This window comes from Microterricola pindariensis (assembly GCF_002936985.1).
Classification (GTDB): Bacteria; Actinomycetota; Actinomycetes; order Actinomycetales; family Microbacteriaceae; genus Microterricola; species Microterricola pindariensis.
Genome location: NZ_MPZN01000036.1, coordinates 18748 through 35176, shown reverse-complemented (window position 1 = coordinate 35176; position 16429 = coordinate 18748). Strand labels below are relative to the sequence as shown.

Annotated in this window: 19 protein-coding genes; 8 read left to right on the top strand and 11 right to left on the bottom strand. The window is 69.5% G+C overall.

From position 1 onward, the window contains the following. Together GY24_RS11310 and GY24_RS11305 are read right to left on the bottom strand one after the other, a co-directional pair. Positions 1-399: SRPBCC family protein (locus tag GY24_RS11310; RefSeq protein WP_133161182.1), on the bottom strand; the 399-nt coding region annotated here is incomplete at its 3' end. A 166-nt stretch (positions 400-565) separates the two neighbouring features. After that, on the bottom strand, positions 566-1027 hold the full coding sequence (locus GY24_RS11305) for a DUF3237 domain-containing protein (RefSeq protein WP_104475800.1): 462 nt from the start codon (positions 1025-1027) through the stop codon (positions 566-568). A 147-nt stretch (positions 1028-1174) separates the two neighbouring features. Between GY24_RS11305 and GY24_RS11300 the strand changes: the two genes are divergently transcribed. Genes GY24_RS11300 through GY24_RS11285 form a run of 4 tightly spaced genes read left to right on the top strand, consistent with a single transcriptional unit; the run spans position 1175 to position 3503 of the window. Next, entirely contained in the window at positions 1175-1531 is a 357-nt protein-coding gene (locus tag GY24_RS11300; protein WP_083362513.1) for a PadR family transcriptional regulator, read from the top strand. 2 nt (positions 1532-1533) lie between these two features. Then, positions 1534-1899 (top strand): DUF1048 domain-containing protein, encoded by a 366-nt coding sequence (locus GY24_RS11295; RefSeq protein WP_104475798.1) that lies wholly within the window; start codon positions 1534-1536, stop codon positions 1897-1899. 39 nt (positions 1900-1938) lie between these two features. After that, on the top strand, positions 1939-2739 hold the full coding sequence (locus tag GY24_RS11290) for an ABC transporter ATP-binding protein (RefSeq protein WP_104475804.1): 801 nt from the start codon (positions 1939-1941) through the stop codon (positions 2737-2739). Continuing rightward, positions 2739-3503 carry an ABC transporter permease gene (locus GY24_RS11285; RefSeq protein WP_104475796.1) on the top strand — a complete coding sequence of 255 codons (765 nt, stop codon included), beginning with the start codon at positions 2739-2741 and terminating at the stop codon, positions 3501-3503. Before GY24_RS11290 ends, GY24_RS11285 begins: the two co-directional genes overlap by 1 nt. A 73-nt stretch (positions 3504-3576) precedes the next feature. Here the strand turns inward: GY24_RS11285 and GY24_RS11280 are convergent, their stop codons facing one another. Both GY24_RS11280 and GY24_RS11275 read right to left on the bottom strand, forming a co-directional pair. Next, positions 3577-4842, bottom strand: coding sequence for a flavin-dependent oxidoreductase (locus GY24_RS11280; protein ID WP_104475794.1), 1266 nt, complete (start codon positions 4840-4842; stop codon positions 3577-3579). A 79-nt stretch (positions 4843-4921) separates the two neighbouring features. Then, the gene (locus GY24_RS11275) at positions 4922-5353 is read right to left on the bottom strand and encodes a MarR family winged helix-turn-helix transcriptional regulator (protein ID WP_161498730.1); all 432 of its coding nucleotides are present in this window, start codon (positions 5351-5353) and stop codon (positions 4922-4924) included. Positions 5354-5478: 125 nt separating this feature from the next. On the opposite strand from GY24_RS11275, the gene GY24_RS11270 reads away from it, so the two are divergent. Both GY24_RS11270 and GY24_RS11265 read left to right on the top strand, forming a co-directional pair. After that, positions 5479-6102 (top strand): flavodoxin family protein, encoded by a 624-nt coding sequence (locus tag GY24_RS11270; protein WP_104475790.1) that lies wholly within the window; start codon positions 5479-5481, stop codon positions 6100-6102. A gap of 7 nt (positions 6103-6109) precedes the next feature. Then, a complete protein-coding gene (locus GY24_RS11265; RefSeq protein WP_161498729.1) occupies positions 6110-7222 on the top strand; it encodes a carboxylate-amine ligase in 1113 nt (370 codons plus the stop codon). Between the two features lie 27 nt (positions 7223-7249). Here the strand turns inward: GY24_RS11265 and GY24_RS11260 are convergent, their stop codons facing one another. The 3 genes from GY24_RS11260 to GY24_RS11250 form a co-directional block, all read right to left on the bottom strand. Then, positions 7250-7465 carry a CDGSH iron-sulfur domain-containing protein gene (locus GY24_RS11260; protein WP_083362506.1) on the bottom strand — a complete coding sequence of 72 codons (216 nt, stop codon included), beginning with the start codon at positions 7463-7465 and terminating at the stop codon, positions 7250-7252. Continuing rightward, the gene (locus GY24_RS11255) at positions 7462-8556 is read right to left on the bottom strand and encodes an iron-containing redox enzyme family protein (RefSeq protein WP_104475786.1); all 1095 of its coding nucleotides are present in this window, start codon (positions 8554-8556) and stop codon (positions 7462-7464) included. The genes GY24_RS11260 and GY24_RS11255 overlap by 4 nt, the downstream gene beginning before the upstream one ends. Positions 8557-8666: 110 nt before the next feature. Next, a complete protein-coding gene (locus GY24_RS11250; RefSeq protein WP_104475784.1) occupies positions 8667-9308 on the bottom strand; it encodes a TetR family transcriptional regulator in 642 nt (213 codons plus the stop codon). A 112-nt stretch (positions 9309-9420) separates the two neighbouring features. Here GY24_RS11250 and GY24_RS11245 point away from each other — a divergent pair, with 112 nt between their 5' ends. Continuing rightward, positions 9421-10206 carry an SDR family NAD(P)-dependent oxidoreductase gene (locus GY24_RS11245; RefSeq protein ID WP_104475782.1) on the top strand — a complete coding sequence of 262 codons (786 nt, stop codon included), beginning with the start codon at positions 9421-9423 and terminating at the stop codon, positions 10204-10206. 81 nt (positions 10207-10287) lie between these two features. Here GY24_RS11245 and GY24_RS11240 read toward each other — a convergent pair whose 3' ends face one another. Further along, entirely contained in the window at positions 10288-11670 is a 1383-nt protein-coding gene (locus GY24_RS11240) for an FAD-dependent oxidoreductase (RefSeq protein WP_104475780.1), read from the bottom strand. Positions 11671-11713: 43 nt separating this feature from the next. Beyond that, positions 11714-12064, bottom strand: a complete 351-nt coding sequence (locus GY24_RS11235; protein ID WP_083362501.1) for an ArsR/SmtB family transcription factor — start codon at positions 12062-12064, stop codon at positions 11714-11716. Between the two features lie 100 nt (positions 12065-12164). Here GY24_RS11235 and GY24_RS11230 point away from each other — a divergent pair, with 100 nt between their 5' ends. Continuing rightward, entirely contained in the window at positions 12165-12581 is a 417-nt protein-coding gene (locus GY24_RS11230; RefSeq protein WP_104475778.1) for an arsenate reductase ArsC, read from the top strand. Positions 12582-12771: 190 nt separating this feature from the next. Here GY24_RS11230 and GY24_RS11225 read toward each other — a convergent pair whose 3' ends face one another. Both GY24_RS11225 and GY24_RS11220 read right to left on the bottom strand, forming a co-directional pair. Further along, on the bottom strand, positions 12772-15423 hold the full coding sequence (locus tag GY24_RS11225) for a glycoside hydrolase family 78 protein (RefSeq protein ID WP_104475776.1): 2652 nt from the start codon (positions 15421-15423) through the stop codon (positions 12772-12774). Positions 15424-15499: 76 nt separating this feature from the next. Then, complete coding sequence (locus GY24_RS11220; RefSeq protein ID WP_104475774.1) at positions 15500-16426, bottom strand: carbohydrate ABC transporter permease; 927 nt, start codon at positions 16424-16426, stop codon at positions 15500-15502. Positions 16427-16429 lie beyond the last annotated feature (3 nt).

Sequence of the window (16429 nt, the reverse complement as noted above, 5' to 3'; positions counted from 1 at the left end):
GCTCTCGGCGGCGGCCATGCGCACCAGCATCGGCTGCCCGAGGCGGAGGATGCCGTGCGTCGTCAGCTCGCCAGTGCGGGTGAGGCGTGTGCCCGCCCCGGCCGCAGCCAGCTCGTAGCGGATGCGCGCGTCCAGGCTGCCGGACGCCGTGCGCTGGTGGAACTGCAGCGCACGAGCGGGCGCCTCCTCGACGATCTCGCCGCGCATTCGGCCGACCATGGTCGAGTCCTCGTAGCGCTGCGATGCCTCGTCCTGCGTCGCCTGCGCCGCCGGCGCCCTCGTGCCGCGGTACACCGTGGAGTGCTTGAGCCAGCTCGGGTAGGCGTCGAGCGCGCGCAGGGTCGAGTAGACCCGCTCCGCCGGTGCCTCGATGTCGATGGTGTTCGTGATCCGGACCATGACACCCGTCTTACACCGCCCCGGCCCTCCCCACCAGCCTCCGTCGGGGCGCACAGAGCAGTGGCGTGAAACCGGTTGTGTGACAGGCCGCCCGCGGCGAGGCTCTCGGCGTCGCGCACGGGCCGCGGGGGCGAGCAGCCCGCTCCGTCGAGGAGGACGCGCCCGCTCAGCGGACGAGGAAGAAGCGGATGCAGACATCCCCGCCGTCGTCGCGGGCCATGCCGAGGAACTGGTTCTCCGCGAGCCAGCGGTGGGCGGGGGCGTCGGTCTGGAACACCGGGGCAGTGCGGTAGTAGTAGAGGCGCTCGTCGACCTGCTCCCCTGCCTCCATCCGTGCCTCGAGCTCTGGAGTTGCGCGGTAGTAGCCGCGGTTCAGGATGTCGATGACGGCGCCGTCATCGGCGCGCAGCAGGTAGCGCGCCTCCAGCTGGCAGGTGTTCCCGCGCTCGACCAGCCAGTCTCCCCCGCCGGCCAGCACCTCGCCGTTCAGCCGCGGGCCGCTCACCGTCCCTCCGGTGATGGGCGTGAAGTGCAGTTGCTCGTCGGCGCTGCGCCCGATACGCAGGGCCTCGTCGATGGTGACGCGCACCTCGAAGACGAACTCGAGCTCCGGGTGGGGCAGTGACATCAAGGCTCCTTCGCAATCCTGTTCAGAACCATATCGGCTCGTTCCGGTATTGCTCAGATTCTTGCTATTCAGTGTTGCTATCTACCGGTACTCGTGCTTACTATGTACCGGTAGTCAGCAACACAGAGTAGATAGAAGGTGAGCCCGATGGGCAAGCAGATGACCGAGATGCTCAAGGGCACCCTCGAGGGCATCGTCCTGGCGACGCTGGCAGCACAGCCGGCGTACGGCTACGAGATCACGGCCCGGCTGCGCGATCAGGGGTTCTCCGACATCGTCGAGGGCACCGTGTATGCCCTGCTGATCCGCATCGAGCAGCGCGGCCTCGTCGACGTCGAGAAGGTCCCGTCCGAGAAGGGCCCGCCCCGCAAGGTCTACTCGCTCAACGCACAGGGCGGCGAATACCTCGCCGAGTTCTGGAAGAGCTGGGACTTCTTGGCCGCACGCATCGAACAGCTGCACCGCCACAGCGACAACTCACAGCACGATCACGAAGGAGAATGACCATGGCCGCAAAGTGGATCGAGACCCTCACGGGCTCGCTCGAGCAGAAGAAGCAGTACAAGGCGTACAAGGCGCGCATCGAGGCCCTGCCCGAGCCCTACCGCAGCTCCGCGAAGGCGTTCGAGCGCTACTTCATGTACTACGGCGGCGTCACCGACGGCGACACGCTCGTCACCATGGTCAGCGACTTCGCCGACCTCTGGGAGCGGGCATCCGTCGACGGCACCCCGGTGCGCGAGATCGTCGGCGACGACCCGGTCGGGTTCGCCGAGGACTTCGCCCGCGCCTACGACGGCAAGCAGTGGATCGACAAAGAGCGCAAGCGCCTGACCGATGCCATCGACCAGGCCACCGCGCACCAGGCGTGACCGCGCCGGAGACGGAGAAATGACATGTCCACGAAGCAGATGCCGGAGCCCGCGATCCGGGTTCAGGGCATCGAGAAATCATTCACAGACCTGAGCGTCCTGCAGGGCGTCGACTTCGAGGTGGCAGCGGGCAGCATCTTCGCCCTGCTCGGCTCGAACGGCGCCGGCAAGACCACGCTGGTGCGCATCCTGTCGACGCTCCTGAAGGCGGATGCCGGCAGCGCCACCGTGCACGGCTTCGACGTGGCAGCGCAGCCCGCCGAGGTGCGGGAGTCGATCAGCCTGACCGGCCAGTTCGCCGCCGTCGACGGCATCCTCTCCGGCCGGGAGAACCTCGTGCTGATCGCCCGGCTCCGCCACCTGGAGAACCCGGGCGCGATCGCCGACGACCTGCTCGAGCGCTTCTCGCTCACCGATGCCGGCAAGCGCAAGGCGGCGACGTACTCGGGCGGCATGATGCGCCGGCTCGACATCGCGATGAGCCTGATCGGCGACCCGCCGGTCATCTTCCTCGACGAGCCGACCACCGGCCTCGACCCGCAGGCGCGCATCGAGGTGTGGCAGACCATCCGCCAGCTCGCCGACCGCGGCACGACCGTGCTGCTCACCACGCAGTACCTCGACGAGGCCGAGCAGCTGGCCGACCGCATCGGCATCCTGCACCAGGGCACCATCATCCAGAACGGCACGCTGAGCGAGCTCAAGCGGCTGCTCCCGCCGGCCACCGTCGAGTACGTCGAGAAGCAGCCGTCCCTCGAGGACGTCTTCCTCGCCCTCGTCGGCGACACCGGCAACCCAGAAGAAGCGCCGGAAACGGTGCCGACAGGAAAGGAAAGCTGATGACCACCCAAGTGCTCAGCGACACCGGCACACTGACCGGCCGCTCGCTGCGCCACATCCTCCGCAGCCCCGACACGATCATCACCACGACCGTCACGCCGATCGCGCTGCTGCTGCTGTTCGTCTACGTGCTCGGCGGCGCCATCAACACCGGCTCCAGCGAGTCCTACGTCAACTACATGCTGCCCGGCATCCTGCTCATCACGATCGCCTCGGGCATCGCCTATACCGCCTACCGGCTGTTCCTCGACCTGCAGGGCGGCATCTTCGACCGCTTCCAATCGATGCCGATCGCCCGCTCGAGCGTGCTCTGGGCGCACGTGCTCACCTCGCTGGCCGCGAACCTGGTCTCGGTGGCGGTCGTCATCGGGGTGGCGCTGCTCATGGGGTTCCGCACCGGGGCGTCCGTCGGCGACTGGCTCGCAGTCGCCGGCATCCTGGTGCTGTTCACCCTCGCGCTGACCTGGCTCGCCGTCATCGCCGGGCTCTCGGCGAAGACCGTCGACGGCGCGAGCGCGTTCAGCTACCCGCTGATCTTCCTGCCGTTCATCAGCTCGGCGTTCGTGCCCACCGAGTCGATGCCCGCCCCGGTCGCCTGGTTCGCCGAGAACCAGCCGGTGACCTCCATCGTGAACAGCCTCCGGGCGCTGTTCGCGCAGGAGCCGGTCGGCAGCGACATCTGGGTGGCCCTGGCCTGGCTGGTCGGCATCCTCGTGGTCGCCTACGCCGGCGCGATCGCCATCTACCGGCGCAAGATCAGCTAGACCCCGAGCCCATCACACACCCCGCCGCCCGCGCCGTGCCCCCGCACGTCGCGGGCGTCGTCAGCTGACGTCGTCAGCTGGCGTCCTCCCCCGGCACCGACAGCGACGGCCGGAGGTTCAGCAGGTCGGGGTGGAAGCCCGCGGCCCGCTTGTACTCGGCCGCCACCGCCTCCAGCTCCTCCTGCGAGAGCACGTCGTGGATGTGCGCGAAGCCCTCCGGCGCCCGCTCGAACGCCATCTGCATGACCCGCTCCGGGCCGAGCTTGCGGTTGCTCTCGATCAGCCCGGCGGTGGCGGGCCGGCGCACCTCCTCGTACGCGGCGAGCGCCTCGGCGACGGTCGGCCTCGTCGCGAGCTCGTGGGCGAGGGTGCGGGCGTCCAGGATCGCCTGCGAGGCCCCGTTCGAGCCGATCGGGTACATGGCGTGGGCGGCGTCGCCGACGAGGGTGGAGCGGCCGAACGACCACTGCGGCAGCGGGTCGCGGTCGACCATCGGGTACTCGAGGATCTCCTCGGAGGCCGCGATGAGCGTCGGCACGTCAAGCCAGTCGAAGTCCCAGTCCGCGAACAGCTCGAGGATGGGCGCGGGGTCGACCGCCCGGTTCCAGTCGGCCGTCGCCACGGCGCCCTCCGGGGCCCGACGCTCGGCGATGAAGTTGATCCGCGCCTCGGCGCCCGCCTCGCCCTCGCTCAGCGGGTAGGCCACGAACTTCTGCTGCCCGTCGCCGGCCATGATCATGGTGCGCCCGCCCAGGTAGCCGGGCGCCGACGCTGTGCCACGCCAGAGGGTCAGCCCGTTCCAGATCGGCTCGCCCTCGTTCGGGTAGTGCTGGCGACGCAGGGCCGAATGGATGCCGTCGGCGCCGACGATCAACCCGGCCTCCACGGTCAGCTCCTCGCCGCCGTCGCGCGCGAACCGCGCCGTGTCGGAGTCGACCCCGTGTTCGACGCCCAGCAGGCTGTGGCCGAGCCGCACGGCATCCGCGCCGAGCCGGTCGATGACGGCGTCGAGCAGCAGCATCTGCAGCTCGCCGCGGTGCAGCGAGACCTGCGGCCAGCGGTAGCCGGCGGCGACGCCTCGCGGCTCGCTCCAGATGAGCTGGCCGAAGCGGTTGAAGTAGGAGAGTTCGCGCGTGGCGACGCCGATGGCGGCCACTTGTTCGCCCAGGCCGAGTTCGGTGAGCTCCCGCACGGCGTGGGGAAGCAGGTTGATGCCCACGCCGAGCGGGCGGATCTGGCTCACCCGCTCGTAGATCTCGATGTCGCGGTGTCCGGCGGAGTGCAGGCTGAGCGCTGTGACCAGGCCGCCGATTCCTGCACCGGCAATGACGATCTTCATACTTCTCCTCTTCGAGATTCGTGCAGTTAGTTTTGCAACAAAACTAAAAGCCGTCAACCCCGGTCGGGAGTCCGGTGGGTCAGGCGTGCGCGCCATCCGCGGCCGATACCTGTTCGAGGGCGCCCTGCAGCCGCTCCAGCGCGGGCAGCGCTGCGGCGAGCGCCGCGCGCTCGCCCGGGTCGATCAGCGCCAGCGCCTGCCCCAGGATTGCGCCGCTGGCCTGGTCGAAGCGTCGGAGCAGCTCGAGCGCCGCGTCCGACGCGCGCACCTCGCTGCTGCGCCGGTCATGCTCAGCCGGCGTGCGGGTGATGAGGCCGGCATCCGCCATGGATCCCAGCAGATTGCTGATCGTCGAGGGCTTCAGCTGCAGCCGGGCGGCCAGCTCGCCGGGGCTCAGCGCGGACCCGGCCGGCAGGGCGCGCAGCACCTCGATCTGGGCATCCGGGATGTCGGGGAGCCCGTCGGCCTGCCGCGCCGCGCGCAGCAGCGTGCGCTTGAGCGGTGAGATCACGCGGGTGAGTCGGGATGGGTCGAGGGCGTCCACGGTTCCGAGCTTAGCCAGCAGAGGGCTTCGGGCCTCGGTGCGCGCTTGTCAAGCCCTTTACGCCCCCACGCCAGCTCGCATAGAACTGAGGAATGACGGATTCAGCACTCTCTGTACTCATCATCAACGCAACCTTGAAGCCCTCACCCGAAGCGTCGAGCACGGAGCTCCTGGGAACGCAGCTCCTCGAGCAGTTCGCCCTGCACAATGTGCACGGCGAGATCGCCCGGGCCGTTGACCTCACCCTCGCACCCGGCGTCGAGACAGACATGGGCGGCTCCGATGAGTGGCCCCAACTGCGCGAGAAGATCCTCGCGGCCGACATCGTCGCCTTCTGCTCGCCGACCTGGGTGGGGCAGATGTCGAGCGTGATGCAGCGCATCCTGGAGCGCCTCGACGCCGAACTCTCGGTCACGGATGACGCCGGCCGGCCCATCCTCTTCCACAAGGTCGCGGTCACCGGCGTCGTCGGCAACGAAGACGGGGCGCACAAGATCACCGCCGACCTGCACCAGGCGCTGAACGATGTGGGGTTCACCGTTCCTGCCCAAGGCGGGACGTACTGGAACGGGCGGGCGATGGAGAAAGTCGACTACAAGGATCTCAGCGAGACGCCAGAGGCGGTGCGCTCCGCGAACGCCACCCTCGCCCGCAATGCCGCCCACCTGGCGGGCGCGCTGCGCTCCGCGCCCTACCCGCCCGAAAAGTCAGAGTGAGCGGGTCATGAGCACCCCGGCCAGCGAGACAGCGTTCGGCATCGAAGAGGAATTCATGTTCTTGAGTTCCGACCTTCTCCGGCCCGTGGCCGCTGCGGAGGCTGCCAGACTCGAGCTGTTGCGCGATCCGGCAGTGGCCAGATACGTCGGCGCCGAGTTTCTTGCCTCACAGCTCGAGCACTCCTCCCCGGTGCTCGCCGCGCGGCAGCAGGCGTTCGAGGCGCTGAACGGGTTTCGGGCCCGCCTCCGCCGCGTCACGGAGTCGATGGGGGTGCTCGCTGCAGGAACGGGCGCGCCATTCGACACCGATGAGTGGCCCGCCCCGACCCCCGGGCGGCGCTACGAACGCATCCGCGACGACGTGCGCGCGGTCGCCGATGACCACCAGCTGAATGCCCTGCACGTGCATGTGAACGTGCCGTCCCGCGACGCCGGGGTGCACGCCCTGAACGGCGTTCGCCCGTGGATTCCGGTGCTGCTCGCGCTCGGCGCGAACTCGCCCTTCTGGCATGGCCGCGACACCGGGTTCGCGAGCTGGCGGGCGCTCCTGGCCCGCCGCTGGGCGACATCCGGCTGCCCGCCCCACTTCCTCGATGCGGCGGACTACGACGCACGCGCCGCCCGCATCGTCGACGTGGGCGCCTCGGTCGACCTCGCTTGCATCGCCTGGGATGCGCGGCTGTCCGAGCGCTTCCCCACGCTCGAGATACGGGTGTTCGACGCCCAGCTCGATGCGGAATCGTCCGTGCTGCTGGCCCTCCTCTCGCGTGCCCTCGTCGTCACCAGCCTGAGCGCCGCTCCGCTGCCTCCAGCGCCGAGCGAGCTTCTCGCCGCGGAACTTTGGCTGGCGGCTCGCGACGGCCTGCACGGCCGGCTGGTCAACCCGCTGAGCGGTGAGTTGGATGCCACGGCCGAGGTGGTGCGGGCGCTCCTGGAGCACGTGCAGCCGGCGCTGCAGACGCTCGGCGACGCGGGCTTCGTGGAGGCAGCGCTCGCGCAGCGCCTGCGGGACGGCGCTGGCGCCGACAGTCAACGCGCGGCGTTCCGCGCGGGCGGCGCCCTGCAGCTCTCGGCGCTGCTGCACCACTCGCTGGCCCCGGCGCCGCTCCCCACGCTCTGAGCGCTGCGCCGCCCGGGCCGCGCGGCGCTATGTCGCGGTGCGGAAGTCCACGAGTTTGTGCGTCCCGTCGCAGAACGGCTTGATCGTCGAGACGCCGCAGCGGCAGAGCGCCACTGTGCGGCTGGTGTGCATCGACTGGCCACCCTCTGGGTCGACGATCTCGATCGGCCCCCGCACGAGCAGCGGCCCGTTGGGGCAGGCCACGATGAGCGTCTCCTCGTCCGGCTGCTCGGGGTGCGTCACAGCAGCACCTCCGCGGGCTCACTCTCGGCGTCCCGCACGCGCAGCGAGCTCCGGCCGTCTTGCCACGCCTCGAGAATGTGCTGCCCGGCCCAGCCGTCCACGGCCAGGCAGGCCGCTGCACCGAACAGGATGTCTCCGAGAAGCTCCGGCTCGTCTTCGGCGAGGGCCCCGGCGAGATCCCGCCCGGCGATCTGCTCGTGAATCGCGTCTGCCTCGACATGGATGTCGAAGTACCGCGTGGTCTCCTCGCCGTAGCCCAGCCGGCGGAATCCGTTGGAATTGAGCCGGCTCGGGATGGAGGACGTCATCTCAAAGGCGGCGAGGTGGCCGACGATCGCTCCCCGCAGGCGGCGATTGAGGCCGAACATCGTCATCAGGTTGAGCGAGGCGAGCGTGATGGCCGGCACCTCGTCGAGGTACGCCCCATAACTGTCGTCGAGCCCGACCGAGCGCATGGTGGCGGCGTAGACGGCCGCGTGCACGTTGTTCGGGCGGCCCTGCCCGTACTCATCCGCCTGAATCTCGATGAGCGCCGCCTTGGCACGCCCCGTCAGCCGAGGGATGGCCCAGGAGTGCGGGTCGGCCTCCTTCAGCGTGTACACGGAGCGCTGAATCAGCAGCTCGCGCAGCTGCTCATCCGTGGCCTGCTTGGCCACGTAGCGGGCGAGGCTGGGGCCGCTGTCGGGGCTGGTCATGTCGAAGAGTGCGGCGGCGACATCCTCCTGCACGCTGGCCGGCGTCGGCGGGCAGGCCACCTGCGCACGCAGGGAGGCCTCGAACGCACGCTCGATCTCGAGCCGGGCGCCGACGAGTGCCGGATGCCACTCCCACTCGTCGCCACGCTCGATGACATCCCCATAATGCAGCGAGTAGAGCACGAACAGGCACAGCTGGATGTCTTCGTCGCGAACGAGATCGCTGCTTGCGGCGAGCGCGATGCTCGTCAGCTCGCTCAACTCGCCGAGCAGCGGCTCCGGGTTGGGCGCGTCAGAGGCGAGGAGGTTGAGCACGGCGCGGCTGAGGGGGCCCCGCGGCTGCACGGAGGGGAATGCTCGCTTCGTCGCAGAAATTTCCGATGTGAGTCTTTCCATGAACCCAGTCTTTGCGGGTCACCGAGCAGGCGCAATGGCTTGAGTTCTCGCCGCCAGTGGTCTAGGCGGCTCGGCCCGGTGGGCCCTGCGCCGGCGTGCGGCGGGCCCGCTCAGCCGCCAGCGGCCGGGGGACGCAGCTGCACGCCGCGGGTGAGCTCGCGCAGCGCGCGACGCGCCAGGGCGGCAGGCGCGCCGGGGTCGAGCAGCGGGTCCTCGACCGTCGCGCACTCCTCGATGGCGATGCACATCGCGTCCGTGGCGGCCGCGGCGATCAGCCGCAGAGCGTAGGGGTCGACCCCCGGGCCGGCCAGCGTCGCGATCACCTCGCGCAGCTGCACCTCTGATTCACCGTTGACGCGGTACCAGACCAGACGCAGGGCAGCGTCATCCGCCGCCGCGTGCAGCAGGCCGAGTGTCCAGCGCAGCATCTCGAGGTCGTCATCGCTGTGCGGGGTGAGCACCTCGACGATGGTGCGCTCCAGGGCGTCGATCAGGTCTTCCTGCGGGCTCGCGGCGGCCAGCAGGGTGCGCCAGTGGCCGGCGCCCACCGTCAGCAGCGGCGCGACCGCGTCCTCCTTGGTGCGGAAGTAGCGGTAGAAGGTGCGCACCGCGATCCCGGCCTGCTGGGCGATCTCCTCGGCCGTCACCGCGTCGGCGCCCCGCTCGGCGAACAGGCGGGCGGCGGCCCGCGCGATCTCCAGCTGGGTTGCCGCCTTGCGGCGCTGGGTGAGGCTCGGCGGAGTGGAATCCATGTGAAAGAGCGTACGCCGCCCATGCCACCTGTGCGCATCCTGCATCGCTGGCACGTTGTGCCAAGTTGGCGTAACGTGTAGCAGAACACCCCTGATTGAAAGGTCGCTAGACATGAACCGTTACATCGGACGCCGCGCCATCGTCACCGGCGGTGGCTCGGGCATCGGCCAGGCCACCGTGCTGCGCATGCTCGCAGAGGGCGGCAGCATCGTCGCCGCCGACGTGAGCGAGAGCGGCCTCGCCGACACCGTGGCCAAGGCCGGCGACGCCGCCGAGCGCCTCAGCACGGTCGTCGTCAACATCGCCGACGAGGCATCCGTCAAGGCGGCGGTCGCGACCGCCGTCGAGGCCCTCGGCGGCCTGGACGTGCTCGTGAACGCGGCCGGCATCCTGCGCTCCTCGCACACCCACTCGACCACGCTCGAGGCCTTCCAGCAGGTCATCAACGTGAACCTGGTCGGCACCTTCCTGATGATCCGCGAGGCGATCCCCGCGCTGCTCGACGGCGACGGCTCGGCCGTGGTGAACTTCAGCTCGACCTCGTCGATGTTCGCTCACCCCTACATGGCGGCCTACGCGGCCAGCAAGGGCGGCGTGCAGTCGATGACGCACGCCCTCGCCTCCGAGTACGCCAAGCAGGGCATTCGCTTCAACTCGGTGCAGCCCGGCTCGATCTCCTCCGGCATGACCGACGGCAGCGGCGAGAGCAAGCAGAGCCAGGGCCCCGGCCTGCCGGATGACGCCGACTTCAGCCTGTTCATGAAGCTCACCCCGGCCATCGGCGAGGGCTTCGCCGGCCCCGAGTCGGTCGCGGGCGTTGTCGCCATGCTGGCCAGCTCGGACGGCGCCTTCATCACCGGCACCGAGGTGCGCATCGACGGCGGCACCCACTTCTAGGCCACACACAGTCGAGACGGCCCCTCCGCATGTGCGGAGGGGCCGTTGTTCGTCGCCAGCGCGCGAGCGCCGTCACCGGCCTCAGCCGCAGCAACTCGCGGATGCCGCTGGGGCCGTTCCACAGGAGCCGGATGCGCTGACATCCAGCAGCGGGAGCGTCCCCGCGGCGGTCGGGAGCGCCGTCGAGCAGACTCCGGTGTCCGGGAGGGTCAGCTGCACGAGCCGCGCCGCCTCACTGTTGCCGGCGAGCTCGTCGGCGATGGAGCGCACCTGCTCGTACCCGGTGAGCAGCAGGAAGGTGGGCGCGCGGCCGTAGCTCTTCATGCCGGCGATGTAGAAGTTGGGCTCCGGGTGCGCGAGCTCGTCGACGCCGTGCGGGTAGACGGTGCCGCAGCTGTGCAGGTTCGGGTCGATGAGGGAGGCCAAGCGGGCGGGCGCCTCGACGATCTCATCCAGGTGCAGGCGCACCTCGCGCAGCATGTCCAGGTTGGGGCGGAACCCGGTGGCGTTCACGACGACGTCGGCCTCAATCGCTGTCTCTTCGCGACGGCGGCGCCCGACCGCCTCGACGCGGCCCTCCGCGGTGGGGCGCAGGTCGTCGATCTCGAACCGGTCGATGAGGGTGACTTTGCCCGCACGCACGAGGTCGTGCACCAGGGAGCCGAGTTGGCCGCGGGCCTCGAGCTCGTCGGCATCCGAGCCGTACACCCGCACCGGGCTGACGGAGCGCACCGCCCAGGTGATGCTCGTGCCCGGCGCCTCGTCGGCGAGCTGGGCCAGCTTGAGCAGGGTGTTCGCGGCCGAGTGCCCGGCACCCACGACGAGCGCGTGCTTGCCGGCGAAGCGTGCGCGCTCGGCGCCGAGCACGTCGGGCAGCGCGTGGGCGATGCTCGCCTGCACCTCGGATGCCGCCGGCTGAAGCCCGCTCGAGAGCGGGCCATTGGGGTTGGCATACGTGCCGGACGCATCGATGACGGCGCGCGCCAGCTGCTCAATGGTGCCGCCCGTGGTCTGCACCCGCAGCAGGAATGGCGCCTTCGCCCGGCCGCCCGTGCGCGTGCGGTCCATCCCCTGACGGGACACGGCGACGACGGTGCTGCCGTAGCGGATGCGCGGCGCCAGTTCCGGGGTGGCCGCAAGCGGCAGGAGGTAGTCGTTGACGAGGTCGCGCCCGTAGGGCAGGCGCTTGGCGGAGGGGGCCTCCCAACCTGCCTTGTCCAGCAGGCGTGCCGCGGCCTCGTCGACGAGGTACTCCCACGGCGAGAACAGACGGGTGTGCCCCCACGATGCCACCGCGGCCCCTGCCGTCTCGCCGGCCTCGTAGACCACGACGTCGATGCCGCGCTCCAAGAGCTGGGCGGCGGCGGCCAGGCCGATGGGCCCCGCACCAATGACGGCCACCGGGTGGCCGGCGAGGCGGTCGAAGGAGGGCTTGGTGGCGAGGGGCAGTTCGGCGATGGTCATGCAGGGTCTCCTGGGGAAGCGAGGGCGGGAAGAGGGCGCGTCATCAGATGGTGACGAGCAAGCGGCTGACCGAGTCGAGCGCTCCGGGCACCAGGCGGTAGTAGGCCCAGAGGCCGCGCTTGGAGCGAGTCAGGAAGCCGGCCTCCACCAGAATTTTCAAGTGGTGTGAGACGGTCGGCTGCGACAGCCCAACGGGCTCAGTCAGGTCGCAGACGCAGGCCTCGCCGTCGACGTGAGCGGCGACCATCGAGAGCAGGCGCAGCCGCGTGGGGTCCGCCAAGGCCTTGAGCGTGCTGGCCAGGGCGCCGGCATTCTCCGCACTGATGGACTCGCGGGTCAGCGGTTCACAGCACGCGGTCACATCGGTGGCGGGGAGCAAGTCGGTCAACGTCATGTGAACATCGTCTCAACTACATTGACAAACGTCAATATAGTTATCTACGATTCCAGCAGCCCTCCCAGCCGGGATTCCCGCACAGAAAGCCGCACCCGCCATGCCAGACAAGCCCTCCGTCCTCTTCGTCTGCGTACACAACGCCGGCCGCTCACAGATGGCCGCTGGGTTCCTGAGCGCGCTGTCGGCCGGGCGCATCGACGTGCTTTCCGCCGGCTCGGAGCCGAAGGACGCGATCAACCCCGTCGCGGTCCAGGCGATGGCCGAGCTGGGCATCGACATCGCGGGCAATGCGCCGAAGGTGCTGACGACCGAGGCCGTCCGCGACTCGGACGTCGTCATCACCATGGGCTGCGGCGACGCCTGCCCCATCTTCCCCGGGAAGCGCTACGAGGACTGGGAGCTGGAGGACCCGGCCGGGCAGGGCATCGAGGCCGTGCGCCCGATTCGCGACGACATCCGGGCCCGCGTCGAGGCCCTGATCGCCGAGATCGCCCCAGAGGGAAATGTGGGCTGACGCCTCGCCTTCGCTGCGGACGCGGTGGGCCCCCGGATGTGATCAGCAAACTGGTAGATCTCGCCGGCGCCGCCGATGGGGTGCCTCGTCTCGACCTTTTCAGAGTCGAACAGTCCGATGTACTTTTGCGACGAGTTGACGTGGAGACGCGCAATCGGCCGACCCGGGCAGCGCCCGGGTCGGCCGCTGATCACACGAGCGCGGCCACCGCCGCGGCCGGTGCGGCGATCCGGTACTCGTGCACTCCGTGCGTGACGGTCTCCGCCACCTGCCCGAGCAGCTCGATGTCGGCCGTCACGCCCACCGGCACGACCACGCGCGCGGAGAACGAGTCGCCGTCCACCCGCCAGGAGACCTCGATGCGGCCGTAGGGCGACTCGTGGGCAGCCGAGGCGGAGCTGAGCCTTGCGTCGGGCAGCGGCCGCACGCTGATGCGGCGGAATCCGGGCTCCGTCGAGCGGATGCCGCCGATCGTGGTGTGCATCCAATCGGCCACAGCGCCCAGCGCGTAGTGGTTGAAGGACGTCATCCCGCCGGGGTTCACCGTGCCGTCTGGCATGAGGCTGTCCCAGCGTTCCCAGATCGTGGTTCCCCCCTGCTTGACGGTGTAGAGCCACGAGGGGCACTCGTCCTCGAACAGGAGGTCGTAGGCCGTGGCGACGTGGCCGGTGAGGGTGAGCGCCTCCGAGATCACCGGCGTGCCCGCGAAGCCGGTTGCGATGCGATTGCCCGCCTCCCGCACGAGTTCGGCCAGTCGCTTGCCGGCGAAGCTGCGCTGCTCGGCGCTCGGCAGCAGATCGAACACGATCGCCAGCGAGTAGGCGGTCTGCGCGTCGCTCGTGAGCGCTCCGCTCGGCAACACGTACTCGCCGACGAAGGCCGCGCGCACCGCAGCTGCGAGGTCGAAGTAGTGGGCGGCATCGTCGGCGAGGCCGAGCTCGGCGGCCGTCTCTGCGAGACGCTTCGCGGACTCGGCGAAGTACGCCGTCGCCACCAGGTAGCGATCCGTCGTCGCATCCGCTGGATCGTGCGGGGGTGCGGCGGGGTCGAGCCAGTCGCCCAGCTGGAACCCCTCGTTCCACAGGTGGTCGTCGCCCGCCAGCTTGTCGATCAGGTCGACCCAGCGCTTGGCGCTGCCGTACTGCGTCGCGATGACGCCCCGGTCGGCGAAGCGCTCGAACAAGACCCACGGCGTGAGCACAGCGACGTCGCCCCACACCGCGCCGGGGCGGATCGGCGTCCACTCGGCGCCGCCCGGGATCACCGGCACGTACCACGGCACGGTTCCGTCATCCAGCTGCTCGGCCTCGACGTCGCGCAACCAGGAGCTGAGCAGTCCAGAGCAGTCGTAGAGGAAGGAGGCGGTCGGCGCGAACACCTGGATGTCGCCCGTCCAGCCGAGGCGCTCGTCACGCTGCGGGCAGTCGGTGGGGAGCCCGACGAAGTTGCCGCGCATGCCCCACACCACGTTCTCATGCAGGCGATTGATGAGCGGGTCCGAGGTCTCCAGCCAGCCGGTGCGCTCCATGTCGGAGTGGTAGACCAGCGCTTCGACCATCGACGGGTCGAACTCACCCGGCCAGCCGGTGATCTCGGCGTAGCGGAAGCCGTGGAACGTGAAGCGCGGCTCCCAGATCTCGGTGTCGGCGCCCGCCAGCGTGTAGCGGTCGGTCGCGAGGGCGCCACGGAGCGGCCTGGTGTAGATCTCGCCGTCCTGCATCACCTCGGCGTGGCGCAGCGTGACGGTTGCCCCCCGCTCCCCGGCGACCCGGATGCGGAGGCGGCCGACGAGGTTCTGGCCGAAGTCGAGGACGGTCGCCCCCGACGGCGAGGTCGACACGCTCACCGGGCGCAGCGTCTCGGTGCAGCGCACGGGAGGCCCCTGCGGCGCCACGATCGTCGCCGGGTCGCGCTCGGCGATCGCGACCGGGGTGAAGCCGGCATCGTCGAAGCCGGGCTCCGACCAGCCGGCGCGCTCCTCGCGGGCGTCGTAGTGCTCGCCGAAGTACAGGTTGGAGGCCAGGATCGGTCCGAAGCCCGCCGACCAGTCGGAGTCGGTGGCGACCACTGTGCGCCGGCCGTCGTGATGCGTCACCTCGAGCTGGGCGATCAACGAGATATCGCTGCCGTACAGGTTCGGGTAGCCGCCGTGGAAGCCGATTCGGCCTCGGTACCAGCCGTCGCCGAGCCATGCGCCGATCGCGTTGTCGCCGGCGGTGAGCGCACCGGTCACGTCGTAGCTGCGGTAGGTGAGTCGCTGCCCGTAGACGGTCCAATCGGGCGCGAGCGCATCGCGGCCGATGCGGATGCCGTTGATCTCCACCTCGGCGAGCCCGTGGGCGGTCACGTAGAGCCGCGCCGCGGCGATGTCAGTGGGCAGCGTGAACTCCCGGCGCACGAGCGGAGGCCGCCGCTCGGCCTCTTGGTCTTCCGCCCAGGCCGGGCCGACCGGCACGGCAACCCAGTCGCCCGGCTCGAGCAGGCCGGCCTCAACGGATGCCGGCTCACTCCAGTCGGACCAGCGCTCACTGCCGCTACGCACCCGCACGCGCACACTGGCGCTCTCCCGCGAGCGGAGCGCGGGAAACTCCCACGGCACCAGCACCTGCTCGGCGGAGTCGACGACCTCACCGAGGGTGACCACGCCGGCCCTGGTCGTTTTGAGCTGGTAGCCGGTCTGGGTGAAGGGCGCGGCATCAGCATCGCCGGATTCGATCCGCGTCTTCCAGGAGACCCGAGGCGTGGCGACACCGATCCCGAGCGGCTCTGTGAGCTGTTCGAAGCGTGGCGCTGCCACCACGATGCTGCGGTCGATCGGGTCGGATGTGCGGGGTGTTGACATGGCGAGGCTCGCCTTTCTCCCGGCTCCGTCGTGGAGCCAGGCGTAACAGTTCAGAGTGTGGACGCCGCGGGCGGAATCAGCCCTTGACGGATCCGGCCGTGAGGCCCTTCATCACTCTCTGGTTGAGGGCGAGATAAATGACGAGCGTTCCAAAGACGTTGATGCAGATCGCGGCGAACAGTGGGCCGTATTGCGTTGCCCCGTACTCACCGGTGAAGTTCAGCAATCCGACCTGGATCGTGCGCAACGCCGAGCTGTTCGTGAATGTCAGCGCGATGAGCAGGTCGTTCCAGATGAAGAAGAACTGGACCAGGGCAATCGTGAAGATTCCGTTTCGCACCATGGGGAATCCGATGGTGAAGAAGGAGCGGATGATGCTGGCGCCGTCGAGCGTCGACGCTTCGAAGACCTCACGGGGGATCGAACGGAAGAAGGTCGCCATCATGAAGGTCGTCAGCGGCAGCCCGATGCCGGTGTAGGTGATGATCAATGGCCACAACGAGCCAGACAGCCCGGTCTGGAAGTAGACGGTGAACAGTGGCAGGAGGATCATCTGCCCGGGCACCATGATGCCGACGAGGAATGCGAGGAGGACGCCGTTGCGCCCCTTCCACACCATGACCTCGAGCGCGAACCCGGCGGCCGTGCCCAGGAGGATGATGAGCGCAAGGGCCGGGAACACGGCCAAGACGCTGTTGCTCAGGTACTGCCCCATGTTTCCCGTGGTCCAGGCATCGATGTAGTTCTGCCAGTTGAGCGTCTCCGGCAGTGCGAAGACCGAGCCGTTGACGAACTCATCGTTGGTCTTGAACGAGCTGAGTAGGAGCCAGATCAACGGGTAGACGGTGATCACGAGGATGAACACGACTGCGAGGTTGAGCGGGATCTTCGCGAGCTTGGCGCGGATGCGGCCGGGTCGACGGCTGCCGAGCCGACGACGGCCGGAGGGCGAGAGCGGCGGGACGGTGCGTTCGGCGTGTTCTGCCAGCGTGCTGGTTGTCATCGG